The 15005-nt window shown below is 63.7% G+C and carries 12 protein-coding genes; 2 read left to right on the top strand and 10 right to left on the bottom strand.

Features of this window, described 5'->3' with window-relative positions:
* Positions 1 to 16 precede the first annotated feature (16 nt).
* From murA to mraZ, 9 genes are all read right to left on the bottom strand, one after another.
* A complete protein-coding gene (gene murA, locus HMPREF0372_RS18065; RefSeq protein ID WP_007495726.1) occupies positions 17 to 1264 on the bottom strand; it encodes a UDP-N-acetylglucosamine 1-carboxyvinyltransferase in 1248 nt (415 codons plus the stop codon).
* A 59-nt stretch (positions 1265 to 1323) separates the two neighbouring features.
* Entirely contained in the window at positions 1324 to 2451 is a 1128-nt protein-coding gene (murG, locus tag HMPREF0372_RS18060; protein ID WP_039998026.1) for an undecaprenyldiphospho-muramoylpentapeptide beta-N-acetylglucosaminyltransferase, read from the bottom strand.
* 175 nt (positions 2452 to 2626) lie between these two features.
* Complete coding sequence (gene ftsW / locus HMPREF0372_RS18055; RefSeq protein ID WP_007495722.1) at positions 2627 to 3775, bottom strand: putative lipid II flippase FtsW; 1149 nt, start codon at positions 3773 to 3775, stop codon at positions 2627 to 2629.
* A gap of 88 nt (positions 3776 to 3863) precedes the next feature.
* Positions 3864 to 4844, bottom strand: a complete 981-nt coding sequence (gene mraY / locus HMPREF0372_RS18050) for a phospho-N-acetylmuramoyl-pentapeptide-transferase (RefSeq protein WP_007495720.1) — start codon at positions 4842 to 4844, stop codon at positions 3864 to 3866.
* Positions 4845 to 4965: 121 nt separating this feature from the next.
* Positions 4966 to 6402: a UDP-N-acetylmuramoyl-L-alanyl-D-glutamate--2,6-diaminopimelate ligase gene (locus HMPREF0372_RS18045; RefSeq protein ID WP_007495719.1), complete on the bottom strand. Its 1437-nt coding sequence runs from the start codon at positions 6400 to 6402 to the stop codon at positions 4966 to 4968.
* 35 nt (positions 6403 to 6437) lie between these two features.
* Positions 6438 to 8861, bottom strand: coding sequence for a penicillin-binding transpeptidase domain-containing protein (locus tag HMPREF0372_RS18040; protein ID WP_007495718.1), 2424 nt, complete (start codon positions 8859 to 8861; stop codon positions 6438 to 6440).
* 179 nt (positions 8862 to 9040) lie between these two features.
* Positions 9041 to 9595, bottom strand: a complete 555-nt coding sequence (locus HMPREF0372_RS18035; RefSeq protein ID WP_007495717.1) for a hypothetical protein — start codon at positions 9593 to 9595, stop codon at positions 9041 to 9043.
* A gap of 40 nt (positions 9596 to 9635) precedes the next feature.
* Positions 9636 to 10577, bottom strand: a complete 942-nt coding sequence (gene rsmH / locus HMPREF0372_RS18030; protein WP_007495716.1) for a 16S rRNA (cytosine(1402)-N(4))-methyltransferase RsmH — start codon at positions 10575 to 10577, stop codon at positions 9636 to 9638.
* Between the two features lies 1 nt (position 10578).
* Positions 10579 to 10995 (bottom strand): division/cell wall cluster transcriptional repressor MraZ, encoded by a 417-nt coding sequence (mraZ, locus tag HMPREF0372_RS18025; RefSeq protein WP_007495715.1) that lies wholly within the window; start codon positions 10993 to 10995, stop codon positions 10579 to 10581.
* 450 nt (positions 10996 to 11445) lie between these two features.
* Here mraZ and HMPREF0372_RS18020 point away from each other — a divergent pair, with 450 nt between their 5' ends.
* Positions 11446 to 12870, top strand: a complete 1425-nt coding sequence (locus HMPREF0372_RS18020; RefSeq protein WP_007495713.1) for a Na+/H+ antiporter NhaC family protein — start codon at positions 11446 to 11448, stop codon at positions 12868 to 12870.
* Here HMPREF0372_RS18020 and HMPREF0372_RS18015 read toward each other — a convergent pair.
* The gene (locus HMPREF0372_RS18015) at positions 12864 to 13556 is read right to left on the bottom strand and encodes a Crp/Fnr family transcriptional regulator (protein ID WP_101707372.1); all 693 of its coding nucleotides are present in this window, start codon (positions 13554 to 13556) and stop codon (positions 12864 to 12866) included. The two genes, HMPREF0372_RS18020 and HMPREF0372_RS18015, sit on opposite strands and share 7 nt — an antisense overlap.
* A gap of 156 nt (positions 13557 to 13712) precedes the next feature.
* Between HMPREF0372_RS18015 and HMPREF0372_RS18010 the strand changes: the two genes are divergently transcribed.
* A complete protein-coding gene (locus HMPREF0372_RS18010) occupies positions 13713 to 14957 on the top strand; it encodes an aminotransferase class V-fold PLP-dependent enzyme (RefSeq protein WP_007495709.1) in 1245 nt (414 codons plus the stop codon).
* Positions 14958 to 15005: the final 48 nt, after the last annotated feature.

The raw sequence follows: 15005 nt of genomic DNA, 5'->3' as shown, positions 1-15005 counted from the left end.
TATCCTAAGAAAACCCTTAAATCCGCCGGATCTCTGCGCCCAGGCGGCGGAGATCTCCCTCCAGGGACTGGTAGCCCCGGTCGATGTGGTGCACACCGGCAAGCTCGCTGCGTCCCTCCGCTCCTAGGGCGGCCACCGCCAGCGCCGCTCCGCCCCGGAGATCCGTGGCCCGCACCTGGGCCCCGTGGAGCCGCGGCACGCCGTACACCACCGCCACACGGCCCTCCACCCGGATGTCCGCCCCCATGCGGGAGAGCTCATCCACGTGGCGGTAGCGGCTCTCGAAAATGTTCTCCACAAAGACGGTGCAGCCCTTCCCCCGGGTCAGGGCGGCCATGAGCGGCGCCTGGGCGTCGGTGGGGAAGCCGGGGTAGGGGGCCGTGCGCACCGGCCGCACCCCCTGGAGGGGGCCGTCCCGGCGCAGGCGGATGGACTCCGCCCCACTCTGCACGTCGCACCCCGCCTCCCGCAGCACGGCGCTCACCGTGGACAGGTGGCGGTAGTCCACCCCCGTCACCTCCACCGTACCGCCGGCGGAGGCCGCCGCAGCCAGGTAGGTAGCCGCTACGATGCGGTCGCCCATGACGGCATAGCTGCCGCCGTGGAGGGGGACGCCGCCCTCCACGGTGATCACCGAGCTGCCCGCCCCGTGCACCTTCGCCCCTATAGCCCTCAGAAAGCCCTGGAGATCCACGATCTCCGGCTCCCGGGCGGCGTTGGTGATGGTGGTGGTGCCGGCGGCGCACACCGCCGCCAGCATGGCGTTCTCCGTGGCCCCCACGCTGGGCAGGGAGAGCACGAGGTCCGCCCCCCGCAGGGCTCCCTCAGCCCGCAGGCCGCCGCCGTCCTCGGTGATGCGGCCGCCCAGGCCCCGGATGGCCCCCAGGTGGAGGTCGATGGGCCGGGGCCCCAGCTCACACCCGCCGGGGGCGCACAGCTCGGCCCGTCCCATGCGTCCCAGGATGGCCCCCAGGAAGATGACGGAGGAGCGCATCTCCCGCATCAGCGCGTCGGGCACGTCCCAGCCCGTGGGGGCGGAGGCGTCCACCACCACGGCGTCCCCCTGCCGCTCCGCCCGGCAGCCCAGGTGCCGGAGGATGTCCAGGGAGGCCGCCACGTCGGACAGCTCCGGGCAGTTGTGGATGACGCACTCGCCCGGGGCCAGAAGGCAGGCCGCCAGAATGGGCAGTACGCTGTTTTTTGCCCCGTGTATCCGCACAGAGCCGTCCAGGGGGTGTCCCCCCTCGATGATGTAAGCACTCATAGATCCAGCCTCCGCAAGTCGTTTGGTACGCTATCCTATGCGGAGGGAGGACGGCTGGTTCAGTTGGCCCGTTTTTCCATCAAACGGACCAGAGTCTGGTAGATTTGCTCCGCCGCGTCGGGCACCGCCATGTCCCGCAGGGCGCGGCTCATGGCCTCCCGCCGGGGGGCGTCGGAGAGCAGCCCGGTCATAAGCGCGTACAGCTTCTCTCCAGAGGACTCCCCCTCCGGCAGCAGTACCGCGCCGCCGGCGTTGGCCAGCACCCTGGCATTCTTGGTCTGGTGGTCGGCCACCACGTTGGGGGAGGGCACCAGCACCGCCGGCTTGGCGATGGCGGCAATCTCCGCGATGGTGGACGCCCCCGCCCGGCACAGCACCAGATCAGCGGCTGCCATCACCAGGGGCATGTCGTAGATATACTCCCGCACATCCACCTCCGGGTGGTCCGCCAGGCCGCTGCCCTGGAGGGCGTCCAGCACCGCCCGGTAGTCCCGGCCCGCGCCGTGGATGTGGTGGAAGGGGGCGCCGTCCCGGCACTCCAGGGCGATGCACTCCGCCATCTGGCGGTTCATCACCTCCGCCCCCAGGCTGCCCCACACAGAGAGCACCAGGGGCCGGTCATCGGTGAGGCCCAGCTCTGCCCGCGCCTCCTTCCGGGTATAGCGGAAGAAGTCGGTACGCACCGGCGTGCCGGTGACCACCACCTTTCCGGGGTCGTCGTAGTGGCTTCGGCTCTCCTCAAAGCCCACCATCACCACGTCCACCACCTTGGACAGGGTCTTGGTGGTCAGGCCGGGGACGGCGTTGGACTCGTGAACGGCGGTGGGAATCCCCCGCTTCGCGGCGGCCTTCACCACCGGGAAGGAGGCATAGCCGCCGGTGCCCACCACCAGGTCAGGCTGAAAGCGGTCCAGGATGGCGTTGGCCTGCTTCCTGGACTTGTTCATGTTCAGCAGGGTTCTGACGTTGTGGCCGATGGAGGCCGGAGAGAGGGACCGCCGGAAGTTGGTGATGGTCACCGTCTCAATGGGGTACCCCTCCTTGGGCACCAGCCGGGTCTCCATGCCGCCGTCGGCGCCCACGAACAGCACCTCACAGCCGGAGTTGCGGGTCTGGAACATCTGGGCCAGGGCCACGGCGGGATTGACATGGCCCGCCGTTCCCCCGCAGGTAAAGAGGACTCTCATTCCTTTTTTCTCCTCCTCGTAATGTAGGGCGGCCGCTGGTCGCCCCTGCGGCCTAAAAAGCTTCACCCGCCATAGGGTGAAAGAAATTCAGAGGATGTGCGCAGCAGGACATGCGCCTGCGGAGCACACCACTGTCCCTGGCCGCGCAGGGGAACAGCGTCCTCCCTGGACTTTTTTACTCCTGTCTCGGCGCCGGGATCTGCCGGGAAACGGAAAGGATGATGCCCATCTCCGCCAGTTGGATCATCAGCGCCGTACCCCCGTAACTGAAAAACGGCAGGGAGATGCCGGTGGTAGGGATCAGGTTGGTGACCACGGAGATGTTCAGGAACACCTGTACCGCGGTCAGGGTGGTGATACCCACCACCAGAAGGGCGCCGAAGCGGTCTCTGGCGTGGATGGCAATCCAGTAGCCCCGCATGACCAGCAGGGCAAAGAGAATGAGGACGATTCCGGCCCCGATCAGGCCCAGCTCCTCGCACACGATGGCAAAGATGAAGTCGTTCTCCGGCTCGGGCAGGTAGAGGAACTTCTGCCGGCTCTTGCCCAGGCCCAGGCCCAGCAGTCCGCCGGAGCCGATGGCGTAGAGGGACTGGATAATCTGATAGCCGCCGTCCCGGGGATAAGCCCAGGGATCCTGCCACACCAGGATGCGGGTGGACTGGTAGCCGCTCATCATGAGCACCACCAGCCCCATCAGGGCCGCGCCGCCGCCGGCAAACCAGTAGAGCTTGATGCCGGCGGCAAAAAGCACCGCCGCCGCGCCGGCCAGAATCAGGATTGTACCCGACATGTGGGGCTCCAGCATCATCAGGCCCACAATCAGCAGCAGGATGAGTCCATAGGGCACCAGTTCCAGAAAGCCGATGCGGTCCAGGAAGCCCACCACACCGCTGAGCGGGCTGCGGGGGGAGAGGCGGCGCGGCTTCTCCGTGTTCCGCTTGGACAGCCGGGCGGAAAAGTACATGATGACGGCCACCTTGGCGATCTCCGACGGCTGGAAGGTTCCGATGCCCGGTACGGCGATCCACCGCTTCACGCCGTCGGAACGGCTGGTGTGGATGCCGGGGATGAGCACCGCGACGAGCAGCAGGACAGCCAGCCCAAGGGCGAAGACCGACAGCCAGCGGAAGGTCTGGTAGTTGATCTTCGAGGTGATATACATCACGGTCAGGCCAGCCGCGGCAAAGAGGGCCTGGCGGAAGAAGTAGAAGGTGGGGCTTTTGTCCTCCTGCAAGTACGCCGTGGCGTAGGAGGCGGAAAACACCATGATCACGCCGATGCCGGTGAGCAGGAGCACCAGCATCAGGAAGGGCAGGTCCATGGGTCCCCGGGCCAGTTGCTCCTCAATGGTCAGGTCGCGCTTGCGTTTTGCCAGGGGGCTCCCCTCCTTTCTCTCAACTCAGGGTGGATTACCGGCCCATGACTCCAAGAAAGGCCAGCACACAGGCCAGCAGGGTCACGCCGGAGAACACACAGAACAGCTTCACCTCGCTCCAGCCGCCCAGCTCCAGGTGGTGGTGCAGGGGCGCCATGCGAAAGATCCGCTTGCCGTGGGTCAGCTTGAAGTAGCCCACCTGGAGAATGTCGGACAGGGTCTCCAGGATGTAGATGATGCCCACCAGGATGAGCACCAGGGGAATATCCAGGGCGAAGGCCAGTCCGCACACCGCTCCCCCCAGAAAGAGAGAGCCAGTGTCGCCCATAAAGACCTTGGCGGGGTGGAAGTTATAGATCAGGAATCCGCACAGCCCGCCGAACAGCCCGGCGGAGAAGATCCCCAGCTCCAGTTGCCCCCAGAAGCAGGCCACGGCGGTGAAAAAAAGCATCACGGGCATGGTGACGCCGGTGGCCAGTCCGTCGATGCCGTCGGTGATATTGACGGCGTTCACGGTGCCCACCATGACAAAGGCGGCGAACACCATATAAACGGGCCAGGGGAGGGACAGGGTCACGTTCACAAAGGGGATGTAAAGGTCGGGAGTCAGATAGTGGTGGTTGCGCATCAGCACCGTGAACACGATGGCCGCCGCCAACTGGAGCAGAAACTTCTGCGGTGCGGTCAGGCCGGTGTTCTGGTGCTTTTTCACCTTCACATAGTCGTCAATATAGCCGATCACGCCGAACACCAGGGCGAACAGGAGCACAAAGCCGCCGCCGAAGCGCCCTGCGGCAAAGTCCGGCCACCCCAGCAGCAGAACCGCCGCAGCGGAGCCGATGATGAACATCAGCCCTCCCATAGTGGGCGTCCCCTGCTTCGACATGTGCCAGGTGGGGCCGATCTCCTTGATGGACTGCCCGGCCTTCATGCGCCGCAGCAGGGGGATGAGCCCCTTCCCGCCCAGGGCGGCCGCCGCAAAGGCCACCACAAAGCTGATTACAATCCTTAACATCTCTTTTGCAACCTCCAAAGCCTCTCAACATTCCAAATTGCGGCCCATGTGAGCCGGTTCGATATTTTATCACAATCCCGGCATGGTTTCCACTCGAAAAAGCAACAAACTTCCTCGCCTCTCAGGCGAAATAGGCGGCGATTTCCTCCCGCTCGTCCAGGTGGTACTCCACGCCGTCCACCTCCTGATAGGTCTCGTGGCCCTTACCGGCCAGCACCACCGTGTCCCCCGCCCGGGCCAGCGAGAGGGCCCGCCGGATGGCGGCGCGACGGTCGGGCTCCACCACGACCTCCGCCGGAGCCCCCTCCAGGCCGGGCAGAATGTCGTTGATAATGTCCATGGGCACCTCAGTACGGGGATTGTCTGAGGTGACTACCGCCACGTCGGCCAGAGCCCCGGCGACAGCCCCCATACGGGGCCGCTTGGTGCGGTCCCGGTCGCCCCCGCAGCCGAACAGGCAGATCACCCGCCCCGGCGTGAAGTCCCGCACGGTAGTGAGGATGTTTTCCAGGGCGTCAGGGGTGTGGGCGTAGTCGATGAGCACCGTGTAGTCCGTGGGGGTGGGCACCACCTCGATGCGGCCCTTCACCCCCCGGGCCGCCCCCAGTGCGGCGGCACAGCCGTCCAGCGGCAGGCCCAGCACCAGCCCGCAGGCCAGCACACCCAGAGCGTTGTAGATGGTAAAGCCTCCAGGTATAGGCAGCCTTACCCGGGAAATGGCGTCCCTGGTCACCGCCTCAAACTCTACCCGCTGGGGGAACAGGCGGAGGTTCTTGGCCGTGAGATCCGCCTCGTCCCGGCACTCCGAGTAAGTAAAGGTCGGAATCGGCACCGTTTCGGCATAGTACCGGCCCGCCTCGTCGTCCAGATTGAGCACCGCAGCGGCGCACTGGCGGAACAGCAGCCCCTTGGCGTCCCGGTAGGCCTCCATGGTACCGTGGAAGTCCAGGTGGTCCTGGGTCAGATTGGTGAAGATACCCGCCCGGAAGGGGATGCCGTCCAGGCGGTGGAGCACCAGGGCGTGGGAGGATGCCTCCATCACCACGTGGGTACACCCCGCATCCGCCATCTCCCGCAGCAGCTCCTGCACCTCGTAGGACTCCGGCGTGGTGCGGTGGGCGGGCAGGCTCTCCTCCCCGATCAGGTTCTGGTTGGTGCCGATCAGCCCCACCTTTGTGTGGAGGCACCCCTCCAGCATAGCCTTGAGCAGATAGGTGGTGGTGGTCTTTCCGTTGGTCCCGGTGACCGCCAGCAGGGTCAGTTCCCGGGCCGGATGGCCGAACCAGTTGGCTGAGGCGATGGCCAGGGCGGCCCGGGTGTCCTCCGTCACCAGCCAGGGGCCCTCCCCCTCCGGGGGGCGCTGGCAGAGCACCGCCGCCGCTCCCCGTTCCAGGGCCTGCCGGATGTACCGGTGTCCATCGGTCTTGTACCCCGGAAGCGCCACAAAGAGGCAGCCGGGGGTCATGTCTCGGGTGTCACAGCAGATTCCTGAACATTCCACATCCTGGACATGCCGCGCGGCCAGCGCCACGCCGTCCAACAGCTCATTCAGCTTCATGCCCTCACCCCGTTTCCCGTGTTGTCGGCCCGTTTTTACAGGCCCGCGCCGCTGGCCGTGCTGTCGGTAAAGCGTACCTCAATGGTGGTACCCCGGTTGACCGAGGCGCCCGCGGCGGTGGACTGTTCATAGGCCACCACGTGAGAGCCGTACTCGGTGGCTCCGGTGGCCCGCATGTAGAGACCCGCATCAGCCAGCTTCTGCCTGGCCTGCTCGGCGGTAAGGCCGATGACGCTGGGCACCTGCACCTGGTCGGTTGGCACCGCCTCGCCCATGTAGAGCACCACCTGGCTTCCGCCGGGGATGGATGCCCCCGCCGCCGGGATCTGTCCGGTGACGGTACCGCCGTCGCCCACGGTGCGCAGGGTCAGGCTGTTCTTCTGGAGGGCGGAGGTGGCGTCCGCCAGATTCAGTCCGGACAGGTTGGGCACCAGCACGTCGGCGTTGGCGGTATAGGTCTTCTCCACGCCCAGGTGGCCCAGAATATCCTCCAGCAGTTCTCCGGCCATCAGTGCCGCCATATTGCCGCCGCTGATATACCAGCCGCCGGCGGTGGTATTGGAGCCGGGGAAGGCGGGCTTGGGGTTGTCGTAGGCCAGCAGGATAATCACCTGCGGGTCATCCGCTGGGGCGAAGCCCAGGAAGGAAACGATGGTATGGTCGGTCTCCAGCGTCTCGGAGGAGCCGGTCTTGCCGCCGATGCGGTAGCCCTCCACCCGGGCATTCTTGCCGGTGCCGCCGTCCACCACCTTCTCCAGGATCGCACGGCAGCGCTCACTGGTCTGCGCGCTGACCACCTGTCGCACCTCGTTGGGCTCATTGTGCTGGAGCACATTGCCCTCGCCGTCGGTCACCTGGCTGACCACATAGGGCTGCATCAGGTGGCCGCCATTGATGACGGCGGAGGCCGCTGTGATGAGCTGAATGGGGGTCACCTGGAACCGCTGGCCGAAGGATGCGGTGGCCAACTGGACGGTGTTGAAGTCCTCCCGGGGCCAGATCAGGGAACTGGTGTCCATCTCGCCCTGCATGTCTATGCCGGTTTTCTCCAGGAAGCCGAAGCCCTCCAGATAGTCATAGAACTTCTCCGCTCCCAGGGCCTGGCCGATCTTGACGAAGGCCGGGTTGCAGGAGTTCGCCACCGCCAGGGCCAGATCCTGATCCCCGTGGCCCGGCGCCTTCTTGGAGCAACTGATGGGCCTGGACCAGCCCTCTACCATGATGTAGCCGGGGCAGTAGAAGTGGCTGTTCTCGGTGACCACGCCCTCCTCCAGGGCGGCGGCCAGGACGATGGACTTGAACGTGGAGCCGGGCTCATAGGTACTGGTGATTGCCTTGTTGGTCCACTGGGTGTAAAGCACTTCGGTCTCTGCCGCAGAAATGGCCTTGTCGCGGGCCTCCTCGCTGGAAGCCCCCTCTGCCAGGGCCTTCTGGTAGGCCTCCTCCTTGGTGTACGCCCCGCTCTCGATGTCCGCCAGATACTGGTTGAGCACCGGATCGCTCACCACCCTGGGGTTGTTCAGATCGTAGGTGGGGGAGTTGGCCCAGGCCAGAATTTCGCCCGTATTGGGGTCCATGGCGATGCAGAAGCCGCCGTCCTGCACCTCGAACTGCTCGATGCCCTTTTTCAGTATGCTCTCACAGTAGGACTGGATAGCGCTGTCCAGGGTCAGGGTCAGATTGTCGCCGTCAGTGGCGTCGTAGTAGTCCTCATAGCGGTAAAGCATCTGTGTGCCGTCGCCGTTTTTGGCGGTGACGATCCGCCCCGTCTCGCCCGAGAGAGCCTCGTCGTACTGAGCCTCAACTCCATAGGCGCCCCGTCCTTCGCTGTAATTCACCCAGCCGATCACCTGGGCCGCCAGGCTGTTTTTGGGATAGTAGCGCTTGGTGGTGGGCGGGGTGTAAATGCCGGTGATATGGTTTTCGTTGATGAAGGAGATCACCGCGTCCCGCTCGTCGTCCTCCACCCGCCATTTGATCATCTCATACATGGAGCTGGTCTTGGCCAGGCGCTTGAGGATGTCCGCCTCGTCCAGATCCAGGATTTGGGCCAGGTTGGAGGCAATAAACTCGTTGGTGGGCTCCGGGTAGTCCAGTGTCTTCCCATTCTCTGCTGCGTTCGCCGCCTTCTCTCGATACGCCTCCTGGCAGGCCAGGATCTCTTTGGGGGAGAGCTGGATGTTGTAGACCGTGGCGCTCATGGCCAGAGTCTCCCCGCTTCGGTCGTAGATGGTGCCCCGGTTGGCCTCCACCGTGCTGTCGGCGGTCTGCTGCTCCACCGCCATTCCCTGGTATTTGTCGTAGTCGCGGATCTGGATCTGCCAGAGCCGGACCAGCAGCGGCACGAACGCCGCCACGCCGAACAGTGTCAGCAGGAACAGGGTGCGCACCAAAATGGTGCGGTTCGCCCGCCGGTCCGGCTGCTGCTGGACCATACGCTTTCTCTTTCTGTCTGCCATGGCTGGCTCACCTCACTCAAGAAATCTCGTCTGCCGCTCTCCCGCGGGATTGGGTGATATATCGCAGGAGGGCGTAAGAAAATTGCTTTTCTTACGCCCTCTCTGCTCGTTCTCTTCAAGGGCCGCCCGGGGCAGCCCGTCTGTTTCTCTGGGGTCTGCAGATCACTATATGGCCGTACTCACTGGAAATATGCCACAATCTCGGAGGCAATGGACTTTACACTCTCAAACATGCCGTCCAGTCCAGCGACCGCCTCGTCCTGGTTGAAAAAGGTCACGGTGTCCGGCTCGGACAGGTCCACATACACCACCTGCCCGTTCTGCGGCCGGACCATGGCGCCGCTGGCTGTCATGGTCTCCTCAATGCTGCTCAGATCATAAGACAGCTCATACGCGGTGCGCAGCTTGGCCTCCTCCGACTGGAGAGCAGTCATCTCACTGCGCAGCTCCACCACCTGCTGGGAGATGGTGGTCAACTGCACATAGCTGAACAGCAGCAGCACGGCAAACACGCCCACCGCCAGAAATCCCACCACAGCGAAGGGGGAAACCAGTCCCGCCTCCCGTACCCGCACCCGGGGCCGGACCACCGCCCGCTCCCGCGGCCGAACCATGGGCCTGGGCCGAAGAACCTCCTCCCGCTGGAGCTGCCGCGCCGCGGAGCCATCATACGCGTCATAGGGTACGCGGCTGTAATTCGTGTATCTGCTTCTGCGCTTGACGGCAGTTGCCATGAGTCCGTCCACTCCAATCTCTTTGGTAAATTCCGTGCTTCTACCGTTTTTCCGCTACCCGGAGCTTGGCGCTGCGGGCCCGGGGGTTCTCCTCCAGCTCTGCCGCTCCGGAGACAATGGGCTTTTTGTTGACCAGCTTCACCTGGGGCTTCTTCCCGCACACACAGACGGGAAAATCCGGCGGACAGGTACACCCCTTGGCGAAAGCCGCCAGGGCATTTTTCACGATACGGTCCTCCAGCGAGTGGAAGGAGATCACCGCCAGCCGCCCACCGGGGTTCAGCCGGGGCACCGCCTCCCGCACCATCCGGTCCACCGAGCCCAGCTCGTCGTTGACGGCGATGCGGATGGCCTGGAAGGTCCGCTTGGCCGGGTGCTGTTTCTCCCGCAGGGCCGCAGGGGGCATGGCCCCCTTGACGACCTCCACCAGCTCCAGCGTGGTCTCAATGGGGCGCTTGTCCCTGGCCCGGACGATGGCTCCCGCGACGGCGGGGGCGTACCGCTCCTCCCCATATTGCCAGAGGATGCGCCGCAGCTCCTCCTGGGGCCACTCGTTGACCACCGCCCGGGCCGTCAGGGTGTCGGTCTGATCCATGCGCATGTCCAGGGGGGCGTCCGTCCTATAGGAAAAGCCCCGGGATGCGTCGTCCAACTGGGGGGAGGACACCCCCAGATCAAAGAGCATGCCGTCCACCCCGTCCAGGCCCAGCCCGTCCAGGATGGCGTCCAGCGCACAGAAATTGCTGTGTACCAGGGTGACCCGCTCCCGCCACGGCGCCAGCCGCTCCTCCGCCGCGTCCAGAGCCGCCTGATCCCGGTCCACGCAGATGAGCCGCCCGGTGGTCAGCCGCCGGACAATCTCCCGGCTGTGGCCCGCCCGGCCCAGAGTGCCGTCCAGATACACGCCCTCCGGCCGGATGGCCAGGGCCTCAATGCACTCGTCCAGCAGCACCGGCTTGTGGGAAAATACCTGCTCACTCATATCAGAATCCAAGCGCCTCCATACAGGCCGACATCTTCTCCGGCGTCATCTCTTCCTCCTCCTGGGCCTGCCATGCGTCCGCGCTCCAGATCTCCGCCCGGTCGTTGACACCCAGGATCACCACGTCCTTGTCCAGACCGGCATACCTGCGCAACTTCTGGGGAATGACGATACGGCCCTGGCTGTCCAGTTCACACTTGGCCGCGTTGGCGAATAGGGGGCGCATGGCCTTGGATTGACTCATAGGCAGGGAGGAAAATTTTTCTGTAAACCGGTCCCAGGTAGACTGGGGATAGATGGCCAGGCAGGCGTCTACACCCATCGCCAGATAGAAGGTGACACCCAGCTCCTCCCGGAGCTTTGCGGGAATGAACAGACGGCCCTTGGCATCAATGCTGTGCTCATAGGTGCCGGTCATGCTGCTCACTTCCCCCCACTTTACTGCTTAAGAGCGGTGATTTGCTCCACTTCGCCCCACTTTCTTCTCTAGTATAAATGTTCTGTTACAGAATTGCAACAGTTTTTTCTTCTTTTTTAACGGGAAAAATGCCGATTTTTCCACTGAAACCCCTGCTTTTCGGCACTAAAAACATATGTTCGATTGCATTTCGTTACAAATGGTATCAAAAAACCGCCATCCCTTGCGGTTTGGCGGCAAAAAAGTCCTATATTTTGCGGTATTACGTAAACAAAAAAACGGTGCAGTCCCGCCGCGCACGCGGTTCGGGATTCGGGTATATTCTCCCAAAAACACCACCTCTTTTGTAAAGCATTTAATAGTATTTATGGAAAATGCAGGTATACTTTTAACCACAACAGATATCTGTTCCACAAAATTGAACACATCCGTGCTGAAAAGGGGGTACCTATGGATCAAACACAAGCCGCACCGGAAGCGCACATCACCTACTACGGCGGAAAGTGGGTGGCCTTCGCGCCCATCCTGCTGGCCATCGTGGGGCTAATTTACATCGCGGTCAAGCAGGCGGACGTACCGGAATACTGGGTGGTCTTTCTCCTCCCCATGATCGTCTGCCTGTTCCTGGCCAAGGACAAGACGGCCTACTGCGAGGCCATTATCGAGGGTGCCACCAACAAGGTGGGGGGCATCCTGATCATGGCGGTTCTACTGGCCGGAATCTGCGGGCAGCTCATTGAGACCAGCGGCCTGGTGGACACCCTGGCCCACTATCTCATTGAGCTCAACTTCCTGGGCAACAAGTTCGTGGCCGCCTCTTTTCTGCTCACCTGCCTGATCGCCTTCTCCACCGGGACCTCGGTGGGCACCATCTTCGTGGTCGGCCCCATTCTTTACCCCATCGGCTATCTGGTCGGGGCCACGCCGGCGCTGATGATCGGCGCCATCGTATCGGGAGCGGCCTTCGGCGACAACGTCTCCCCGGTGTCGGACACTCTGATTGCGGCCTCCTCCTCTCAGAAGGTGGACCTGGGCGGCGTTTTCCGCAGCCGCCTGAAATATGTCCTGCCGGCCGCGGCGTTGACGCTGATCCTCTATCTGGCGCTTGGCTCCCGCGGTGAGGCCGCGGATCTCTCCGCCGTCCAGAGTGCCGCGGTCCGGCCTACGGCCCTGCTGTTCCTGCTGGTGCCTGTGGTGGTGGTGGTCTTCTGCCTGCTCCAGCGCCACCTGCTGGAGGCGCTGAGCTATGGCATCGTCACCGGCGTACTCCTGGGACTGGTCACCGGCACCATCACCTTCAGCGACATCATTTCCGTCCCGGAACCCCTGAGCGCAGGCGGCCTCATCATGGAGGGCATCGAGGGCGCGGTCCCCACCATTCTGCTGGTTATGCTGCTGTTCGCCCAGATCCACCTGCTGGAAAAGGGCGGCTGCATTGATATGATGATCCAGTCCATGGACCGCTTCATTGTCGGTCCCCGCTCCGCCGAGGGCGCCATCGTCGCCATCTGTATCCTGCTCAACGTGGCCACCGGCCTGAACACCGCGGCCATCGTGGGCACCGGTCCCCTGGCCAAGCGGCTGGGGGAGGAGTATCAGCTCCACGGCTACCGCACCGCCAACCTCCTCATCTGCTCCGGCGGCACCCTCAACTACCTGATGCCCTATATGGTGCCGGTGGTGTGCGCCGCCATGATGACAGCCGTCGACCTGCCCGGCGCGGTTCCCGTCTCCACACTGGAGATCGTCACCCACCAGTTCTATCCCATTCTTTTGCTGGTTATGACTATCTTCGCCATCGTCTCCGGCTACGGGCGCACCCTCCTGCCAGACAGCCGCGCCTTCCGGGAGAGCGAAAGGGCTGTGCGCTACTGACCCTCTCCCCGCGCCAGCCGCTCCAAGGCAGGAAGGGCCCGCAGGATGTAGCGGCCCTCCCGTTTGAGGAGTATCCCCTCCTCCTCCATGCGCTTCATCACCTTGTTGGTGGTGATGCGGCTTGTATTGATGATACCGGCCACATCCTGGTGGGTAAAGCGGATGGAGATGCGCACCCCCTCCGGGCAGGGCCGCCCATACTGGGCCGCCAGATTGAGGAGGGTCCGGGCAATGCGCCGCTCCGCCTGATCAAAGGAGAGCTCCCGCACCTGACCGAGCAGCACCGTGTTTTTCCGAAAGCAGAGCTCCAGGAACCGCTGATTCAGCGCCCAGTCCTCCCGCAGCGCCCCCAGCATGGCCAGCCGGGGGACGGCATAGGCCCAGGTGTCCACAATCGCCAGGGCCGCCGACGCGTGGGGATGCCGCTGCAGACAGGCGCTCTCCCCGCACAGGGCGCCCCGCTCCGCGATGTAGAGCTGTTTCTCGTGGCCGTCCGCCCGTGAGGTAGAGATGCAGGCCCGCCCCCGCTGAATGATGTAAAAATGCTCCGCCGGCTGCCCCTGAGTGTAGAGAAAGGTCTTTTTTCGGAACAGGCGCGGCGTTCTCCCCTCGGTCAGCGGGCGCCATGCCGCCGGCTCGACGCTGATCCAGGGTGAGGCATCCGTCAGAATACCGGTCTCTGTCATAATCTGTTTTCCCAACTCCATAATTGGTAATTTTTTACCATTATAGCGTTTGATCTCAAAAAGTCAGTCGATTGGAGGGATGTTGCTTCACCAGTGAAGGAAAACCAGAGGAATACAACCCAGCCATCACCCACAAAAATATAGGAGGTAGTACTTATGTCCGTCGATTTTGAAGCGATCCGCAAGCAGGAGTGGCCCGTTCTGGAGCAGATGGTCTTTCTCGACGCGGCCTGCGTCAGCTTCGCCCCCCAGCGCACGGTGCGGGCGGTGAAGGCCTTCGCCGACATGACCGCCACCCAGGAGGAAGAGAACTCCAGCGCCCACCACATCGCCATGGACTCCCTGCGCGGCAAGGCATACGACGAAGCCGCCAAGCTGCTCAACGCCGACCCGGAGGAGATCGCCCTGGTGGAGAGCACCTCCCACGGGCTGAACATCGCCGCCCGCGGCATTGAGCTGGCCGACGGCGACAACATCATCACCACCAATCTGGAGTTCATTCAGGTGGCCCTGCCCTGGTGTGTGATGCGCCGGGAGAAGAAGATCGAGATCCGGGTATGCAAGACCAAGGACAACCGCTTCACGGTGGACGACTTCGCCGCCCTGGCCGATGAGAGGACCCGCATCATCGTCATGTCCACCCTGGAGTGGTGCAACGGCTGGGCCAGCGACATGAAGGCCATCGGTGATTTCTGCCAGGAAAAGGGGATCTTCCTGGTGGTGGACGCGGTGCAGCAGTTGGGCGTCACCAAGATTGACACCAAGCAGTGCCACTTTGATCTACTGGTGGCCGGCGGCCACAAGTGGCTGAACAGCCCCTACGGCACCGGCGTGCTCTATGTCAACAAGAACTCCCTGTCCAAGATCAAGCAGAGCTATGCCGGCTACCTGAACACCACCGTTCCCGAAGGCGGCTGGGGCGCCTACTGGGAGAATCCCGCCGCTCCCTCCGTCCACGACTGGACCTTCCCGGAGACCGCCCGCAAGTACGAAATCGGCGGCACCTCCAACTACACCGGCGCCATTGCCCTGGGGGAGAGCCTGGGCCTGGTCAACGAGATCGGCATCGAGAACATCCAGGAACACATCTGGGCGCTCAGCGCCTACTGCATGGATCAATTGGAGGCCATCGGCGCCACCATCATCACCCACCGCGACCCGGGCCGGCGGGGCGGCATCGTCATTGCCCGCCTCTATGACGATCTGGATGTGGACCGCTGGGTACTCAAGCAGCTCCACGCCCGCAAGATTTTTATTGCCCAGCGCTTCACCGACTACGTGGGCGGCTTCCGCATCTCCTGCCAGTACTTCAACAACCACGCCGACATCGACGCCATGGCGGCGGCTATGAAGGAGCTCATCCAGGAGATCGGACGCGCCCCCGACTACAAAGCCCCCTGAGCCCTCTCCCACAGCAAAGCAGAGCCCGCCGGCGGAAGTTCCGCCGGC

Origin of the sequence: Flavonifractor plautii ATCC 29863 (genome assembly GCF_000239295.1) — a bacterium.
Classification (GTDB): Bacteria; Bacillota; Clostridia; order Oscillospirales; family Oscillospiraceae; genus Flavonifractor; species Flavonifractor plautii.
Note: the sequence above shows the minus strand (reverse complement) of the source record. Positions and strands in the feature narration are given on the sequence as shown.